This is a genomic window from Fibrella forsythiae (assembly GCF_017353175.1).
Taxonomy (GTDB): domain Bacteria; phylum Bacteroidota; class Bacteroidia; order Cytophagales; family Spirosomataceae; genus Fibrella; species Fibrella forsythiae.
In genome coordinates this window covers 576,733-594,294 of record NZ_JAFMYW010000002.1, presented here as the reverse complement: position 1 = coordinate 594,294, position 17,562 = coordinate 576,733, and the positions used below count along the sequence as shown (strand labels likewise).

General features: G+C 54.0%; 13 protein-coding genes. 11 read left to right on the top strand and 2 right to left on the bottom strand.

From position 1 onward, the window contains the following. Positions 1-16 precede the first annotated feature (16 nt). The 6 genes from J2I46_RS08450 to J2I46_RS08425 all read left to right on the top strand — a co-directional run bounded on the left by J2I46_RS08450 (position 17) and on the right by J2I46_RS08425 (position 8,432). Positions 17-1,729, top strand: a complete 1,713-nt coding sequence (locus tag J2I46_RS08450; RefSeq protein ID WP_207328565.1) for a GMC oxidoreductase — start codon at positions 17-19, stop codon at positions 1,727-1,729. A 157-nt stretch (positions 1,730-1,886) separates the two neighbouring features. Beyond that, positions 1,887-2,396, top strand: a complete 510-nt coding sequence (locus J2I46_RS08445; RefSeq protein ID WP_207328564.1) for an energy transducer TonB — start codon at positions 1,887-1,889, stop codon at positions 2,394-2,396. A gap of 144 nt (positions 2,397-2,540) precedes the next feature. Further along, positions 2,541-4,067, top strand: a complete 1,527-nt coding sequence (locus J2I46_RS08440; RefSeq protein ID WP_207328563.1) for a gluconokinase — start codon at positions 2,541-2,543, stop codon at positions 4,065-4,067. Positions 4,068-4,108: 41 nt separating this feature from the next. Continuing rightward, positions 4,109-4,771, top strand: a complete 663-nt coding sequence (locus J2I46_RS08435; protein ID WP_207328562.1) for a DUF4230 domain-containing protein — start codon at positions 4,109-4,111, stop codon at positions 4,769-4,771. Positions 4,772-4,930: 159 nt separating this feature from the next. Further along, positions 4,931-6,016, top strand: a complete 1,086-nt coding sequence (locus J2I46_RS08430) for a hypothetical protein (RefSeq protein WP_207328561.1) — start codon at positions 4,931-4,933, stop codon at positions 6,014-6,016. After that, positions 5,982-8,432, top strand: a complete 2,451-nt coding sequence (locus J2I46_RS08425) for a hypothetical protein (protein WP_207328560.1) — start codon at positions 5,982-5,984, stop codon at positions 8,430-8,432. Before J2I46_RS08430 ends, J2I46_RS08425 begins: the two co-directional genes overlap by 35 nt. A 42-nt stretch (positions 8,433-8,474) precedes the next feature. On the opposite strand, the gene rnhB is transcribed toward J2I46_RS08425, so the two are convergent. After that, positions 8,475-9,050 (bottom strand): ribonuclease HII, encoded by a 576-nt coding sequence (rnhB, locus tag J2I46_RS08420; protein ID WP_207328559.1) that lies wholly within the window; start codon positions 9,048-9,050, stop codon positions 8,475-8,477. Between the two features lie 99 nt (positions 9,051-9,149). Next, entirely contained in the window at positions 9,150-10,172 is a 1,023-nt protein-coding gene (locus J2I46_RS08415) for a vWA domain-containing protein (RefSeq protein ID WP_207328558.1), read from the bottom strand. 917 nt (positions 10,173-11,089) lie between these two features. Here J2I46_RS08415 and J2I46_RS08410 point away from each other — a divergent pair. The 5 genes from J2I46_RS08410 (at position 11,090) to J2I46_RS08390 (ending at position 17,525) form a co-directional block, all read left to right on the top strand. Beyond that, positions 11,090-11,695, top strand: coding sequence for a hypothetical protein (locus tag J2I46_RS08410; RefSeq protein ID WP_207328557.1), 606 nt, complete (start codon positions 11,090-11,092; stop codon positions 11,693-11,695). Beyond that, the gene (locus J2I46_RS08405) at positions 11,692-12,036 is read left to right on the top strand and encodes a hypothetical protein (protein ID WP_207328556.1); all 345 of its coding nucleotides are present in this window, start codon (positions 11,692-11,694) and stop codon (positions 12,034-12,036) included. Before J2I46_RS08410 ends, J2I46_RS08405 begins: the two co-directional genes overlap by 4 nt. Positions 12,037-12,213: 177 nt before the next feature. Then, positions 12,214-13,668: a beta strand repeat-containing protein gene (locus J2I46_RS08400; protein WP_207328555.1), complete on the top strand. Its 1,455-nt coding sequence runs from the start codon at positions 12,214-12,216 to the stop codon at positions 13,666-13,668. Between the two features lie 45 nt (positions 13,669-13,713). Further along, positions 13,714-15,870: a beta strand repeat-containing protein gene (locus tag J2I46_RS08395; protein ID WP_207328554.1), complete on the top strand. Its 2,157-nt coding sequence runs from the start codon at positions 13,714-13,716 to the stop codon at positions 15,868-15,870. Between the two features lie 44 nt (positions 15,871-15,914). Then, on the top strand, positions 15,915-17,525 hold the full coding sequence (locus tag J2I46_RS08390; RefSeq protein WP_207328553.1) for a beta strand repeat-containing protein: 1,611 nt from the start codon (positions 15,915-15,917) through the stop codon (positions 17,523-17,525). The last annotated feature ends 37 nt before the right edge of the window (positions 17,526-17,562 follow it).

Here is a 17,562-nt window from a genome sequence, read left to right as displayed (position 1 = left end):
ACAACTCACTTCAGACATGTACTTAAACATTGATTCTATAAAAGACCAGACCTACGATGCCATTGTCATAGGGTCGGGCATTTCCGGCGGTTGGGCCTCTAAAGAACTGACCGAAAAAGGGTTACGGGTATTGATGCTCGAAAAAGGGCACCAGCTCGAACACGTCACCGACTACGAATACGCCATGAAAGACCCGTGGCAGACAAAGTATAACGGTCGCCTGACGATGGATCAGAAAGAGTCGCACCCAAAACTGGCGCGCGATTACCCGTATAACGAGATGACCCAGAACTACTGGATGAAAGATACCGACTCGCTCTACAAAGAAGAAAAGCGATTCGATTGGTATCGGCCAAACATCGTGGGCGGTAAATCTATTATGTGGGGGCGGCAAAGTTACCGGCTGAGCGACATCGACTTCGAAGCCAACCTCAAAGACGGCATTGCCGTTGACTGGCCTATCCGGTATAAAGATGTGGCTCCCTGGTATTCGTACGTCGAGAAATTCGTGGGCATTTCGGGTGAAAAGCTAAACCTGCCACAGTTGCCCGACAGTGAGTTTTTGCCGCCAATGGAGATGTACTGCGTGGAAAAAGAGGTGCGGAAACGGATCGAGAAAAACTTCCCCGGCCGTACCATGACCATCGGCCGGGTGGCCAACCTCTCGAAGGCGGGTCAGGCGCAGACGGGCGTTGGCCGGGCGCAGTGCCAGTACCGAAACAAATGTTCGCTGGGCTGTCCGTTCGGGGCGTATTTCAGCACCCAGTCCTGCACACTCCCGCCAGCAGCCAAAACGGGTCTGCTCACGCTTCGTCCCGATTCGGTGGTGACCGAGATCATGTACGACGAGAACAAGAAAAAAGCAACGGGTGTGCGGGTCACCGATGCCGTTACACTTCAGAGCAAAGAGTATTATGCCGGCATCGTGTTTGTGTGTGGCAGTACGCTGGGGTCAACGGCTGTGTTGCTGAACTCCAGGTCGAACCGTTTTCCAACCGGTATGGGCAACGACTCGGGCGAACTGGGCCATAACCTGATGGATCATCATTTCCGCATTGGTGCCTCGGGCGACTGGGACGGTGATCTCGACAAATACTACATCGGCCGGCGGGCGAACGGCATTTACGTGCCCCGTTACCGGAACATCGGCTCCGACAAACGCGATTACCTGCGCGGATTCGGCTACCAGGGCGGCGGCAGTCGGCAGGGATGGCAGCGTAACGTGGCCGAGATGAGCTTTGGCGCCGATTACAAAGAAGAACTGACCAAACCCGGTCCGTGGACAATGGGACTGGGTGGTTTTGGCGAAACGTTGCCGTATCATGAAAACCACATGTACCTCGACAAGACCGAGAAAGACAAGTGGGGTATGCCGCTTGTGGTATTCAACGCCGAGCTGAAAGAAAACGAGCGCAAAATGCGGATCGACATGATGAACGACGCTCAGGAAATGCTGGAGAAGTCGGGCGTGAAGAACGTGAAATCATACGATAGGGGCTCGTACCTCGGCATGGCGATTCACGAAATGGGCACCGCCCGTATGGGTCGCGACCCAAAAACATCGGTCGTTAACGGAAACAACCAGCTTCATGCGGTGAAAAACGTGTTCGTGACAGACGGGGCCTGTATGACCTCGGCGTCGTGCGTGAACCCATCACTGACCTACATGGCCCTAACCGCCCGCGCCGCCGATTTCGCCGTGAAGGAAATGAAGAAGAAAAACATTTGATCGTCTGCCGGTCTTCTTACTAAAAAAGGGACGTACCTGCGCAGGTACGTCCCTTTTTTTTGACGTTTCATCGTATATGTAGCAACTTATACAAAAGAGGTAGGGTAAGGTACACCACAGGGTTCCTTTTTTTGACTTGAATCAAGATAGACCAATTATGAAGCTAGTGGTTCTTTTCAGCCTGATCATCGCCGGCACAGTAGCCAATGCCCAGACAGCCATACCCGCACTAAGTGATGATCCTGTTTTTCGTATCATGCTTCCCCGCCGGATCGTGTATCCGGCCGTAGCAGAACACGCCGGGGTTTATGCCAAAGTGTATGCTGGTTTTCGTATCGACCAGAGAGGGCACGTTCAGGATGTCAGTATTCTGAACCCTACTAAAATAGGGTATGGTTTTGAGCATGAGGTCATCAAGAAGGTAAAGAAGCTTCCGCCATTAGATTCGAAATATGAAGGCAGTTACGCCCTTCCGGTAGCCTTTGCCTTACCCGACTATGGCAATGGCGCCAAGGTAACGAGCCCATCCAATACCTTACCGGACATGTATCTCAGAAATCGGATTCTACTGGCCGAAATAAAGATTGTGGGGAATGTGATGCCAACGGAAAAAGGGCACGAACTGGCTCCCTATACCTTAGGCACCGTTCCGCTAACCAACCGATAACCAGCCTGTTGCTCCGTTCGCAGAAGGCAGAACCAAACAAGGCAAGGCCAATGATTGCGAATTGTAATGCAAATGCTGTATAATGGGTCGACGAAATGCTTTCTACGCCAGATGAGTTGATAGCTTGTATCAGTAGTTGTTCCCATGCCCCTTACTCCCCTGCTTGTTGGCGTCGATGTTGGCACCACGAATCTGAAAGTCCTTGCCATTGACCCCAACACAATGGAACTCGTGGCCCACGCGGCCCGGCCCGTTGAAACAGACGTACCCAAACCCGGCTACGCCGAACAGAACGCCGAGGCTATCTGGCAACTCCTGCTGGACTGTATGGGCGAGCTTACAGCTGAAATAACTACCGCAGGCCGTACCATTGGCGCGCTCTGTTTCAGTACGGCCATGCACAGCATACTGGCGGTTGATGAGGCGGGTACTCCACTCACGGCCGCACTGATCTGGTCAGATAACCGGGCGAGTCAGGAGGCGGCGGTGCTGCGGAAAGAGGATGGCGATCTGTACAAGACGATTGGCGTACCTGTTCACCCCATGCTGCCCCTGTGCAAGCTCGTGTGGTTTGGCCGCCACCAGCCCCGTCTGCTGAAACGCGCTGCCCGTTGGCTCTCGCTGAAAGAATACCTATGGTGGAAACTGACGGGGCATTACGAAATCGATTACGCTATGGCTAGCGCAACGGGCCTGTTCGATAGCCGAAAAGCCGCCTGGCATCGTCCTGCGCTGAAACTGGCGGGTATCAACACCGGCCAACTGAGCACGCCCGTCAACACCACACATACGGTGCCCTATGCTGCCCTGCCGGGGAACGTAGTGCCTGGTTTGCCGCCGGGTACGTTGCTGGTCATTGGTGCGTCAGATGGGTGCCTGGCCAATCTGGGGGCTGGAGCCGTAGAACCGGGCATTACCACCATCACCATTGGCACCAGCGGCGCCGTTCGGCGAACCAGTGTGCGGCCAATCAGAGACGCGCAAAGCCGCCTGTTTTCCTATCCGCTCTACAAACACGAGGCGAGATCAACGACGACTCATCCTGATAAAACGGACGCAGACTTAACAGACTGGTATGTGGTAGGCGGCCCCACCAACAACGGAGCCAATGTGCTGGAGTGGCTGTCGGAGAAACTGGCAAAGCAGGACGTACCCAGCGTTCTGGCCAGTGCAGCCACGGTGCCCCCCGGCTCAGAGGGGCTGGTCTTTCTCCCTTACCTGCAAGGCGAACGCGCTCCGCTGTGGAATGCTACCGCCCGCGGAAGCTACCGCAACCTCGACTGGCAGCATACACAGGCTCATATGGTCAGGGCGGCGCTGGAAGGCGTCATGTTCAACCTGCGGCAGATCGAGTTGTTGCTTGCCCGCCATGCCGGCCCAACACGCGTCATTCATGCCAACGGCGGCTTTGCCCAGTCTGCCTTTTGGGTGCAGATGATGGCCGATGTGTTTGGCGTACCAGTTCGGCTCAATGCCAGTAACGAGAGTGGTGCCATCGGTGCCGTATTGCTGGCGCGACTGGCCCTATCTTTGGGTACCGGCGAACCTGTATCTTTGAGCGACTTAACTCGTCAGATAGCTTTCGGACAAACATTTCAACCCGATTCTGAACGGCATACACTATACACCCAATCGTTCAAGGCCTTTCAGGCGCTGCTTGATATGGTGTAGTGCCGCTGCGGCGGACCGTTTCGACACTACCCTACCGAACGATGGACTTTCTAAATACGCTACTCTTACTGGCTGTTGGCCTGGCTGGGGGCATTGGCCTCACTACCCTATTTCGCACTAAACAGATTGCGCCGGTTACCGATGTTCGTCACGAATCGACGTTGCTGCTGGAACGGATCGAGAAGGTGTTCAAGGTGGTTATGGCAGAGGGGTATTTCTCGGAGATCTACAACTATCAGGACCAGAAGAAAATCCTGTACATGTTCAACGACCCCAAAAAAGCCATGATCATCGCCAAATCGAAGGTGCTGGTGGGTTTCGATTTCCAGAAAGTCCGGTTCCGGTTACCCGAAGCAGCGGAGGGCCACACCGGCAATAAAACCCTGATCGTTGAGTCATTTCCTGAGCCGGAAATTCTGTCGGTGGACACTGATTATAAGTTCTACGATATTCAGGCGGGCATTCTGAATCATTTCGACAGCGAAACGTACACAAGCATTCTGGAAGACGCCAAACAGGCCATGCATAGCCGCGCCCTGCAAAGCGACCTGCCCCGCATTGCCAACAACCAGATTCAGTACATGATGTACCAGCTTGCCGGCTCTATGGGCTGGAGTCTGCAACTCCCTGAAGGCGACCAACGGCGGATCGAGGCCCTGGAACAGGGAAAACCACTGGCTTTGGATGCACCCAAATTACCCTGAAACCACCCGAAGGATAGATAGGTAGGGGCGCCCCTCGTAGTCGCCCGTTTTCGGCCACGACAGTGGCCGCATAATTTTGGTGATGTTATAGCTTATTTCACTGATGAAAACGGGGAAAGCGATGCCTGCAATAACATATACCGATACGCACAACCATCCATGAAGCCAGCCATCGTTGGGGCGGTCCTGGCGGCCCGAAAGCGGGCGGTCACTGTGGCCCATCCTAACATATACACCATCTGCTTTGTTGCCCTGCTATCCGCATGCCAGCCGAAGACACGGCATACGGCCGAGCTAATACCCGCTTTTTATCATTGGAAAGCAACATTCGCCCCTACCCTGGCTGAGCGGGCAACGCTGGATTCACTGGACGTTAAGACGTTGTATATCCGCTTTTTCGATGTGGATTGGGATAGGACCAAACGTACCGCTATTCCAAAAGCAACTATTCATTTCCGGCAACGGCCCGACCCAGGAATGCGAATAGTGCCGGTGGTTTATATTACCAACCGAACGATGGCCAATCTGGCACCTGCCAACGTACCTGAGCTGGCCGAAAACCTGACGAAAAAAATCAGACAACTAGCTGACCAGCAAAGCATTCACATTAATGAAATCCAGATCGACTGTGACTGGACACGAACAACGCGCGGTACTTATTTCAGCCTGCTGAAGGCAATTTCGCAAAAAGCCAGTCTGCCCTTATCGGCTACGATCAGGCTGCATCAGGTAAAGTTCGCGGCGCAAACAGGCGTGCCACCCGTGAATCGGGGTATGCTCATGGCGTATAACACCGGCGACTGGAAACTGACGGATACCCGAAATTCCATCCTCGATCTGCGCGACCTGAAAGCCTACGCTGATTACCTGCCGGGCTATCCACTCCCCCTCGACATAGCCCTGCCACTTTTCCGATGGACCGTCGTGTACCGAAATGGACGCTTTTTAACACTGCTCAACAACGTTGATCAAACGGTGGTCCGGGCTATTCCGGGTTTACAACAACAGGCCGACACGGCCAGGTACGTTGCCACTCGCGATACGATGGCATTGGGCATGAATTTGCGGCGTGGCGATCTGCTTCGCACCGAATTTTGCTCGCAAACTAACTTAAAAGCCGCTGGCGACCTGCTGGTAACACAATTACCCGATCAGAAACGTACTTTTACCCTCTACCATCTCGACTCGGCCGCTTTGCACCCATATGCCCATGATGATCTCAAAACGCTTCTCCACCATCCGTAGAGTTTCGCTGTTACTTGCCATTCTGATTGGTTTTGCCTGTGGCCCCGGTGCCGAGGAGATGGGAGAATTTTTTAGCCTGTTCCAGCCCGGGTCCGCCACCTATTCTTCTGCCGACAGCCGGTATATTTTCACCCCTCAACTTTACAATGCCGGCCTTTTTGGCGTCGATGATGCGCCCGACTCGGCCTCGGCAAAGGCCAATACAGACGCCTGGGTCATTTACCTGGGCGCTGGCTATCCGTCTAAACTCGTAGGCAACGCCCTGGCCGATACGTCGGCAAACAACCCCCTGATCAGCCAACTGAAGGGGGCCAAACCAGAGGCGGCAACGTACCTGCGCTTTGCCTACACAGCACAGCAGGCATCGGGCAATGGGTCGCCCTGGGGTGAAGCGCAGCCCGATACAGTACAACTAGCCCGGCTGGCAGCACAGGCCCGGACAGCGACCCTGGCCACAAACGATCTGTTTTTAAAGGAACGCTATGCCTTTCAGGCGGTAAAGCTGGCCGACGAAGCGGGTCTCTTCAGCCAGAGTCGCGACAATTACGAACAGTTGGTGGCCACCTTGCCCAGGCAGTCGTTCATCAGCGGCTGGGCAAGGTGCCGGCTGGCGGGTGCGTTGCTTTCGCTGGGACAGAACAACCGGTCCGTATTTGAGTTTGCGCAGGTATTTGCCAACTGCCCCACCCGGCGGCTGGCCGCCGAACGGAGCCTGCGTCATCACGGTTTACGCTTTTCCGATGAAGCACTTGCCTTTGCCAAAACAGATGCCGAACGAGTGGCCGTTTTGGCCATCTGTGCCATCCAGCCAAAACAGGATGCGCTTCCATTACTGGAAAAAATGGTTGATTTGGATCCAAAGAATCCACTCATCGAACTGGTTCTGGCGCGGGAAATCAATCGTAACGAATATTATTTCGCCGCAAAACAATTTCCCGGTTACGTGGAAAATGACGAAACCCGGGCCGATTCGGTGGCTTTCGAGACCCGCCGGAAGAACGTACCTGAGTACGCCGGCAAACTGTTATCGTTCACCGAAAAAGCCGCTAAAAACCCCGCGTTGGGTAACCCAGCCTATTACCTGACGGCCGCCGCCTATCTCCAGTACCTCAGCGGCGACTACACTTCAGCCAAAACCACGCTCGATCAGGCCGCGCAACAGCCAACGGCCAACCAGACGCTTAAACAACAGATGGCCCTGCAACAAATGCTTCTGCTCGCTGCCCAACCCGGCCTTCCCGATGCTGCTACCGAGACGGCGCTGATCAGCTACCTGACGCAGTTTAAGCAGGCGAGCGTGCCAGACACAACGGAACCATACAATACCAACTTCCGCTTCACCAACGCCATTCAGACGGTAGGCAAACAAGTAGCCAGCCGATATACAGCAACTGACGATGGCCAAAAATCGTCGGGCTGGTTATCGGGTTGTAGTCAGAAAAAAACAGGCGATAGTGCCCAGATGGCCCAGACCGGCCCCCGGCAGGCAAAAGCATTTCTGATGCGGCTGATTACGACCGGCAACAGCAGCGCGGGCTATTCGCTCTACGACTTCGATGCCCAGATGGCCCTGGAAGATTCAACCTCCCTGCGCACCGCCCGAAACCTGGCTGACTATGTGGTCAATCCGGGTAGTGAATTTGACGAGCGGCTGGTAAAACTGGCGGGTATCGATACCGATTATGCGTACCAACTGCTTGGGCGCCGGGCAATGGCCGAGGAGAATTACCAGGCAGCGGCAGCGGCATTTGCCAACGTGAAACCGGCTGTCTGGCAACGTGAAGCTGTTCGAAACAACTTTGCCATAGACCCATTCAGTGTGAATATGCCGGGTGAAGGGAAACCTCGCAACCCATATACGCCCGCTCAGTTTGCCAGCAAAATGGCTGATCTGCTTAAGCAGGCCATATCGCAGCGCAACGCCGACCAGCGCGCACAGGCCTGGTATACACTGGGTTGCGGTGCCTACAACCTGACTTATTACGGCAACGCCTGGTTTATGCAGCACCGGTTCCGCAGTAGCGCCGAACCATATACCTACCGCTACGGGGCAACTGAAGTAGCGAAACTGGATCATTTCTGGAATGACCCATACTACACCGCGAAAACAGCACAGGTGTATTTCTCGCAAGCGGCCAAACAAGCTAAAAGCCAGGAGTTGGCAGCCAAAGCTACGTACATGGCTGCCCGCTGCGAAGCCAGCGCATTGCTAACGCGGCGCGTTGTAGAAGCCGCTAAAACAGGTGGGTACGTTGCCGACGATGATTCGGTGTTTAACGCAAAAATGCGCGGGCTGGCTGCTTCCGACTATGCTACGTTCCTTAAAACCTATCAGACTCGTTACCGCCAGACCCAGTTTGCGCAGCAGATGCAAACCCGTTGTGCACTATACAGAGATTTTATGGCGGGAGAATGAACTCAAGGCTTGGGAAAGAGGCTTAAGCGCGACCTTTCCGCCCTACAAGAGGCGAAAGCTCATGCGGTGGTGCGGAGTAGTGCCGTATTCGCGAATGGCGGCGCGGTGGAAAGCAGTGGGGTACCCTACATTTTGCGCCCAACCGTAGGCTGGGTACGTTAGGCCAAGCCGTTCCATCAATTCATCACGGTGCGTTTTAGCCAACACCGAGGCGGCGGCAATGCTCAGATACAATGAATCGCCTTTGATAATGCAGGTATGCGGCACCATCGGATAGGGCGTAAACCGATTACCATCTACCAGTAAATGCTCGGGCCGGATGGCCAGCGCGTCGGTGGCCCGGTGCATAGCCAGGAAACTGGCCTTCAGGATATTGAGCTGATCGATATCGGCGGGCGACACTTCAGCAATGGCCCATGCAATGGCCTCGCGCCGAATATCGACCTGGAGTTTATCTCGCTGGCGGTAACTTAGCTGCTTCGAATCGGTTAGAACAGGGTGTCGGTAATCGGACGGTAGTATGACCGCTGCAGCCACAACAGGCCCCGCCAGACAGCCCCGTCCTACCTCGTCGAGGCCCGCTTCAAGAACATTAGGAGTATAATAGGATGCAAGCATAAAAAAGATGTCTTCCGTCTTCTGTTGGGCTGCCAAAATGTAGCCGCTCAACAACAGCCGGAAAGCTGAAAATAATAAACGGAAAACATAAGGCCTTTTTCAATCTTCCAGACTGTTTCCCAGCACGGTGTTTTTCAGGAATAGTGCCACTAGCAGGAAGGAGATCCCCCAGTAGATATAGGGTCGATACTGGTCCTGTATGTCTTCGTAGGTCTGCACCCGAACGGGTGCCCGTTCCAGTTTATCGATGCGGGCAAACACCTGGCGAAGTTGGCCGGCGTCGTTGGCCCGGAAAAATCCACCCTGACCCACAGAAGCAATTGTTTTCAGAATTCCCTCGTCAAACTGCGTGGCAATACCGAGCGTATCGGCCAGGCGGGTACGTTTGCCGACGGCGATGGTATATATTTTCACCCCAAAATTCTGGGCCAGCCGCGCCACCGTCAGTGGATCCAGGTTACCCGCCGTGTTATCTCCGTCGCTCAGGAGGATCAGTACTTTGCTTTTGGCGGGCGAGTCGCGGAGGCGATTGATACTCCGGGCCAGCGCGTCGCCAATGGCCGTTCCCGTGGTGCGGATCATGTTGGGATTCAGTTCCCGAATATATTGCAGCAAGAGGGTATAGTCGGTCGTAAGCGGACAAAGTGAGTAAGCCTCGCCGGCAAAAACGACCAGTCCGATCCGGTCGTTGCGCCGTCCGTTCACGAATGCCTGCGCTACCTGCCGGGCGGCGGCCAGCCGGTTTGGCCGCAGGTCGGTTTCTGTCATCGACGACGAAATATCCAGCGCCAGTACAATGTCGATTCCGTCTGATTGTTCCTCCCGAAGTTGGCGAACAATCTGTGGCCTTGCCAGAGCAATAAGAAGAAAACTAAATGATAGCCAGACACTTAACGGCAACAAAAATCGTAGTGTGCTAACCACGCGCATCCAGATATCGGGGCGCGGCCCAACTATACCCGCCATTGACACCCGTAACTGCTGATGGTAACGCCGCCCGAGTATCCCACGAAATACGAACAGGCTTACCGACAACGGAATGAGCCACAACGCCCATTGGTTATCGTAGTGGAACGACCGGAGGGTTTGGGGTAGTAACCAGTGAATTGCGTACCAGGGCATGAGGAATGGAATGTGCTTTAGACAAGCGTCCGGCTTTCAGCACTCGACCACAAAAATACTGGTAAAGTCAGCCATTCGTGTGTGTAAATCAAGTGAAAACGCAGTTAGTCAAGTCAATCATACGTTTCATGTAGCTACAACTTTGACTACATTACTAACAGATAGAAATAGACTTAAGATACTGTACGTAAGGCTCTGACACAGTGCTTTATTACTTTGACCTACCGTTTAATCAATTTGAGCCATTGGTTAAGAGACCGCTACACTATGCTTTTTGTTAGTCCAGCTAATCTGGCCAGTAAAAAAAGTCATACCTGACCTACTCAATTATTCAATCATCTGAATATAAATTCATTTATACCGTCTATCCGGAAAAAGAAGGCCCATACTTACTCAATACCCGGTATCTTCTGCTTCTACTCTCAACGATAACTACTCAAACCCAAGCATCGGCAGCAACTTGAAATAGTGCAATTTTTTGAATTCACCAAAAATGATAAAAATATAAATTAACATAGTAGTAATTAAAATATTGCAAGAAGGAGACTTTGATATATTCCTAGATAGTCAACTACATTTGTCCTGCTCATCAATCTGGCTGATGGCAAACGATCCACACAGACTATTATAAATCAATGACTTCACTTCGTTTACTTAGCTTACCAAGGCAGTGGCCACTCAAAAAGCCACCGGTAAGCCCCCGCTATTAGAAACGGTATACCTAACTCCAGGTTCCGTTTATACATCACCCCATTTCTGCGCTAATATCGGCATAGTCCTACTTGCCAGAGAAAGGCTGTAACCCAGACTGCATGCATACGCACGCATAGATCCCATATTGCCTATTTGTTCTATCTACTTAGTATATGAAATTGTCAATATGTACTCTTTTGTGTTTTTTATCAGGCACAGGCTGCATGGCTCAACAACAGGCTATCACGATTGACCAAACCGGTAGCAGCAACGCCGTTCAGAGCAGTCAACGGGGCTATGACACGAAGGTCAGCTTACAGCAAACTGGTGCAGCCAATAGCCTGGTAACAGATCAGCAGGGCATTACAAACAAATTGGCAGCTACCCAGACGGGCACCGGCAACCGGATATCGGCATGGCAGCGTCTGTCTACCAACGCCGCTGAAGTTAGCCAGACGGGGGTTGGCTCAGAGGCGTATATCCGCCAGGGAGGTACCGATAACCAGGCAATTCTTCAACAGGCGGGGGCCGGTCACTATGCCGATGTCAATCAATCGGGCCAGGCTTCCCGACTTCAGCTTAACCAACTTGGGGGCAACGGCAACAGGTATGCTGGTAGCCAGGAGGGCAACGACAATCAAATTGATTTAAGTCAAACAGGCTCTGGCAACGCACTGATAATCAACCAATCAGGCATATCAGGCCGTATTGACGGACCAGGGCAGCTTGGCAGCAGTAATCAGTTGCATATCAGTGTGTCGGCCAGTCAGGTGTCGGTACAGGTAAATCAAACAGGATTTGGTAACACAGGTAATTTCAGACAACAATGATCACGGTACTACCAACTATGCTAACGGGCATTGCGCTGCTGACAACTACGGTTGTTTTTGGGCAGGCACAACCCAGCCAGGAAAAACCTACGAGTGACAACCCAGCTGTCTCGACGCCGAAGAATGGCAACTCATCGGTTGTCATTCGGCAGTCGGGCAGTGGCAATCGGGCCGTTGTTCACCAATCTGCCAACGGCACCACAACGGAAACTGTTGTGTCGCACGGTGGCACCAACAGCGTAGAGGTCAGCCACGACGGCCATTCAAAGGTGGTGATTGACCAGCGGGAGGCAGCGCCACAGCGCAAGCCACAGCCCGATTCGACAAAGCGAAAAAACTAACATCAACATACAAGACCACAGGTACGTCCTGTAGCGGAGCGGGCCATTGGCACTGCTCTACCCACGCCCCTAGCTGAGTGTTTACCGGAAATCGCCCCACGCCCCGGCCTATTTGGCTTCATGCGCAGCAAAACTGCTGATAATAAGCAAGTTATTGAGTGACTCACAGACTCTAGTATGAAAAGACTAATCCTTACCGGCGCAACAGTCATTGGTTTCGCCACAGCCTCGTTAGCCCAGAATAATTCGACGGTAAACCAGGTGGGCAATGCCCAAACGGCGGTGTCTACCCAGCAGGGCAATCTTCAGAATGCCAACATCCAGCAGAATCAGGGCACAGGGGGAGCCACCAACTACGGCAATTACGCGGGCACCTTTCAGGGGACAACTGGCGCGCCCAACACAGTCACGAACAGCAGTCGGGTAAACCAGAACGGGAGCGGTACCAATGCGTCGCAGGGAAACCGGGCAGGCATTACACAGACTGGCGGCAACCATGATGCCGAAATCAACCAGAATGCCGGCCTCAACGGCGTTAGCGGCGTATCAACATCGCAGGCTACGCTGCAGAATGCTGCCGGCACAGGCAACCTGGGGGGTATTCTGCAACAGGGCAACGGCAACGCATCTGCGATCAACCAGAACAACGGAAGTACCAGCAACGAGGGGGTCATTTACCAGAACGGGACCACAAACACAGCTACCTCGATCAGCCAGTCGAACAACTCAGACAACAACACGGGCACGATCTACCAGGGCTTTACCGACCCGGCCAACCCGGTTGCCGGTGCGGCTAACAACCGGGCAGCCATCAGCCAGGACGGTGATGCGGGCGCAGGCCTGAGCCAGGGTAACGAGGCCACCGTCAGGCAGTTGGGAACCGATCACCGGGCAACGGTGAATCAGTTGGGAACCGGGATCGGAAACAGCATCGACAATGATGCGTTTGTGAATCAGGCCGGATCGGCTAATACGGCGACGGTAAATCAGAGCGGTAACAGCATCGACAACCTGGCCAACGTAACGCAGAGTGGTTCAGGCAATGAATCGCTGGTTGATCAGATCAATAACGCAATCAGCAACGATGCCTTTGTTACCCAGACAGGTACGTCTGGTTTTGCCAGTGTACTTCAGACAATGGGGTCGTCCTTTGCATCATCCACGATTACGCAGGGCGGTAACGGCAACATGGCGTATACCGAGCAGTTCAAGGGGACCAATGTGGATGGTTTTCCTCCAAGCGAGTATGGCAATGATGCCCGCATTTATCAAAATCTGGTAACGGCGGGTGGTGATAACTGTGCCTTTATCCGACAGGGCACGGCTGGTGCTACCACAGGATCGAATGACAATGGTGCCTCTATCACTCAGGAGGGAAGTTTCAACGAAGCGCGGCTGCAACAGACGGGTAATTACGGCGATGCTACCATTACCCAAAACGGCGGTAGCTCTGCCAGTTCCAACAAGCTACGGGCTGCTTCGGGTGCTGAAGATTCATTTGCCCTTCAGGCTGGCAACAACAACGTGCTGAAAGTAATGCAGACGGCCTCCGGGGCTCCGGGAGCTGGCAACAACGCCAATCTGTCGCAGACAGGTAATAACAACAACAGCACGATTACGCAAAGCAATTAAGCCAGTTCCAGTTCATACCATTTCTAACAGTTCACAGCTTTCACCATGAAAAAACTAATCCTTACCGGCGCGGCACTGGTTGCTTTCGCGGCGGCCTCTTTTGCGCAGAATAATTCAACGGTCAACCAGTCGGGCAATGCTCAAACGGGCGTTTCAACCCAGAATGGCAACCAGCAAACGGCAAACATTCAGCAGGTTGGCACCGTGTCGGGAGCAAACCAGAACTTCGGCAACTACGCAGGTACGTTCCAGGGAACAGCGGGTTCACCAAATACTTCTGGCCCGAACACCGCCAACATCAATCAGAACGGCGGAGCCAATGGTGGTTCACAGGGGAACAGAGCTGCAAGCACGCAGTCGGGAAACAACCAGTTGAGCACGATCAACCAGAACGGAGGCGCTAACGGAGCCAGCGGCGGCGGAACAACTGGTGCGGCTAGTCTGGGAAGCAAAGCGGGCGATGGCAACTTTGCAGGTACGTTGCAAACCGGAGCCTACGGAACGGCTACAGTCAACCAGAACAATGGGAGCCAGAACAACCTCGGCGAAGTATACCAGAATGGAAGTGGCGCTAGCGCTGCCGAGCAAAACCAGGGCACCGTCAATCAGTCGAACACCTCATCGGGTAATACAGGATCGGTGTATCAGGGGTTTGTAGCACCCGGCACCATGAGTTCAGCCGTAAAAGGCAACCAGGCAACCATCAATCAGGGACGTACGGCGGCGAGTGACCCAAACTACACGGTTGGGGTTGCGGCCGAGTCGATCAATAACCGGGCAGCCATCCAGCAAACGGCCGACGGCAACAATGGCCGGATCAGCCAGGGCGCTACCGGCGACGTTGACAGTGACGGAGCCATTTCGGCCGGGCGATCGGCTGGCAGCCAGGCGCAGTTAACTCAGTCGGGGGCCAACAACACCGGCACGATCGATCAGGGTGTTGAATCAGGCAACGCAATTGGCAGCCAGGCAACGCTCAACCAAAGTGGCACCAACAACAAAGGTGAAATTGTTCAGGCTGGCCTCAACTACGCCGTTGACAATGGAAGCACTGCCACAATCATTCAGGAAGGAACGAACGCCGGAAGAACCATTGATGCAGGTCGGGCAGCCGACGTAGGGGCCGGTATCTACCAGGGCTTTGTGGGCACCACGACCGGCAACACCGCTTCGATTCACCAGACAGCGAACAGCAACGACAGCGAAGCCCGTATCTATCAGGCATTTGGCGGCAACGCTACCTCAGCCGGAGATCAGGGTACGATCATGCAGGGGGGCCTTAACAACTTTGCCCAGATCGTGCAAAGCAGTACGCCCTACACCGGCGCTGCCGCAACGGGGTCGGGTAACCAGGGATTCATCACCCAGGTTGACGGAACCTCCGAAAACGACGCCCGTATGGATCAGGGCCGTTCGGAAGACGGTACGGGTGCTACGGCAACAGATAACGTAGGCCGGATTAACCAGAGTGGCAACAACAGTAATGCAGCCATTTCTCAGGGCCGTATCTATTTTGTTGATGCCGATGGCAATGATGTCCAGCTCGGCGCTCAGGACGCATCGGAGACCAACCTGGCCTTAGGCAACAGTTCGGTTCGCAACGACGCGCGGATTGACCAGGTAGGCGGTACGGCGCAGAACGCGAATATTTCGCAGAGCGGAACGGACAATGACGCGACGATTACCCAGACCGACGGGTCAATGAAAAGAGGTGTAATTGTGCAAACAGGCGGTTCGGCCAATGCCAGAGCTACCATCACGCAAAACGAAAACGTGACGAACAACAACGCCAGCATTTATCAGATTGGCGGTACAGACGTAAACGGGTCGGGCATTGGTAATGATGCCGGCATTACTCAGGGCGGCGGCTCTTTCAATGAGGCCCATGTTCGTCAGGGTGCGCAAAGTGGCCCGGTTTCCAACGACAACACGGCCACAATGACGCAGAATGGCAACTACAACGAAGCTCGCCTGCGCCAGACAAACAGCAACAATATGGCAACTGTGATGCAAACGGGAGGCAGCAGTTCAGCCATCACGAACCGGCTCCGGGCTGCTACGGCTGTTGAAGACTCCTTCGCGATCCAGAACGGTATTGGCAATACGCTCAACGTCATGCAGACCAGCACAACAGCGGCTAACAATGCCAACGTGTCGCAGGTAGGAAACGGCAATAGCGGTACTGTTACACAGCAGAACTGATCGTACACGACGACTAATTCACACAACCCATAATACAGTTTACCATGAAAAAGGTAATTCTTACCGGTGCCGCATTTGTTGCGTTTGCCACGGCTTCGTTTGCCCAAAACTCATCGACGGTTAACCAGAATGGTGATCAGCAAACGGCCGTTGCCACGCAGTATGGCAATGGGCAAACGTCGACCATCCAGCAGGATAAGCAGGGCAATACCAACATTGGCAACTTCGCGGCAACCATCCAGGGAACGGCTGGAACGCCCAATACGAATGGCAATACAGCTACGGTATTGCAGAATAACAACTCGCAACGGAACCGAGGCGGTATTTCACAGCAGTCTGGCACCGGAGCTGGTGGCAACAGCGCCCAGATTAGCCAGAGCAACTTTAGCGGTGGTACAACGGGACCCGCCGTTACGGCTGGTTCATCGGCAGCCGATGTTCGCGCCAATAACGGGAACTACGCAGGCATTTTGCAGGAAGGGAATGGCAACAGTGGGGTTCAGGTAAATCAGAACAACCAGAGCCGGGCCAACTTCGGTGAGATCTACCAGTACGGCAACAACAATTCGAACACACAGATCAATCAGAATGGTGATGGTGCCCGGCTCTCTGACCGTAATGATGCAACCGTTCGTCAGGGAGCTTCGGGAACACCAGCCAATGACAACCGGGCACTGGTAAACCAGAACGCCGGAGCGGATGGAGCGTCGGCCAATAACATGGCCACCGTTGATCAGTTGAGTAACAGCCATGAAGCGACTATCAACCAATCGAACAACAGTGCCCAGAACGTAGCTGGTATCACTCAGCAGGGAGGGACTGGCCCAGGATCTGCGGCTACTATTAATCAGATTGGTACGGGCGGCAATGGCAGCAGCAGCAACTACGCGTCGGTTGGGCAGACAGGCGATTTTCACCTTGCCACCGTCAATCAGCTCGCCGGTTCAGGCGGGGCTAGTCTCGAGAATGACGTGTTTGTCAATCAGACTGGTAGCACGAATACGGCTGCCGTTGATCAGAACAACAACAGTACGTACAACCTGGCAACGGTAAACCAGAGCGGGATGGGCGATTTCGCCACGGTAACGCAGTCAGACCGCAGCCAGTATAACGAGGCGACGATCAGACAGAATGGTGACGGAGCAGGAGGACGCCATAACAACGCTACCATCACTCAGGTCAATGCCGGTTCTGACGGGGGTATGATAGCTGGCTCGGGTGGCAACGATGCCACGATCAGCCAGAATATTGCTGGTGCAGCCGTTGGTAACTTCACCCGCGCTGATGGATCGACGACGAACTTCTCGGGTAGTACCAGTGGGGTAGGCTCAAACAACACGGCTGTTATCGAGCAAGGTAGCGCGGGTTATGCACCTGGCACTGACGACAATATGGCAACCATTGTTCAACAGAACAGCGATAACCAGGCTCGGCTTCGTCAACTGGGGAATATGAACAAGGCGGGCATTGAGCAACTGGGCAACGGTAACCTGGTAAACGGGACTGCCGGCGGAACATTTGCGCTGCAGCAGGGAACGGGCAACACGCTCGACATCATGCAGTCGAACGGCGGTACAACGGCGGCTATCAATACAGCCAGCGTAAGCCAGATGGGATCGGGCAATACGGCCAGTATACTGCAGGTCAAGCCCTAGACAGGTTCAGTTCAGGCGAGTCTGGCAGGTACGTCCG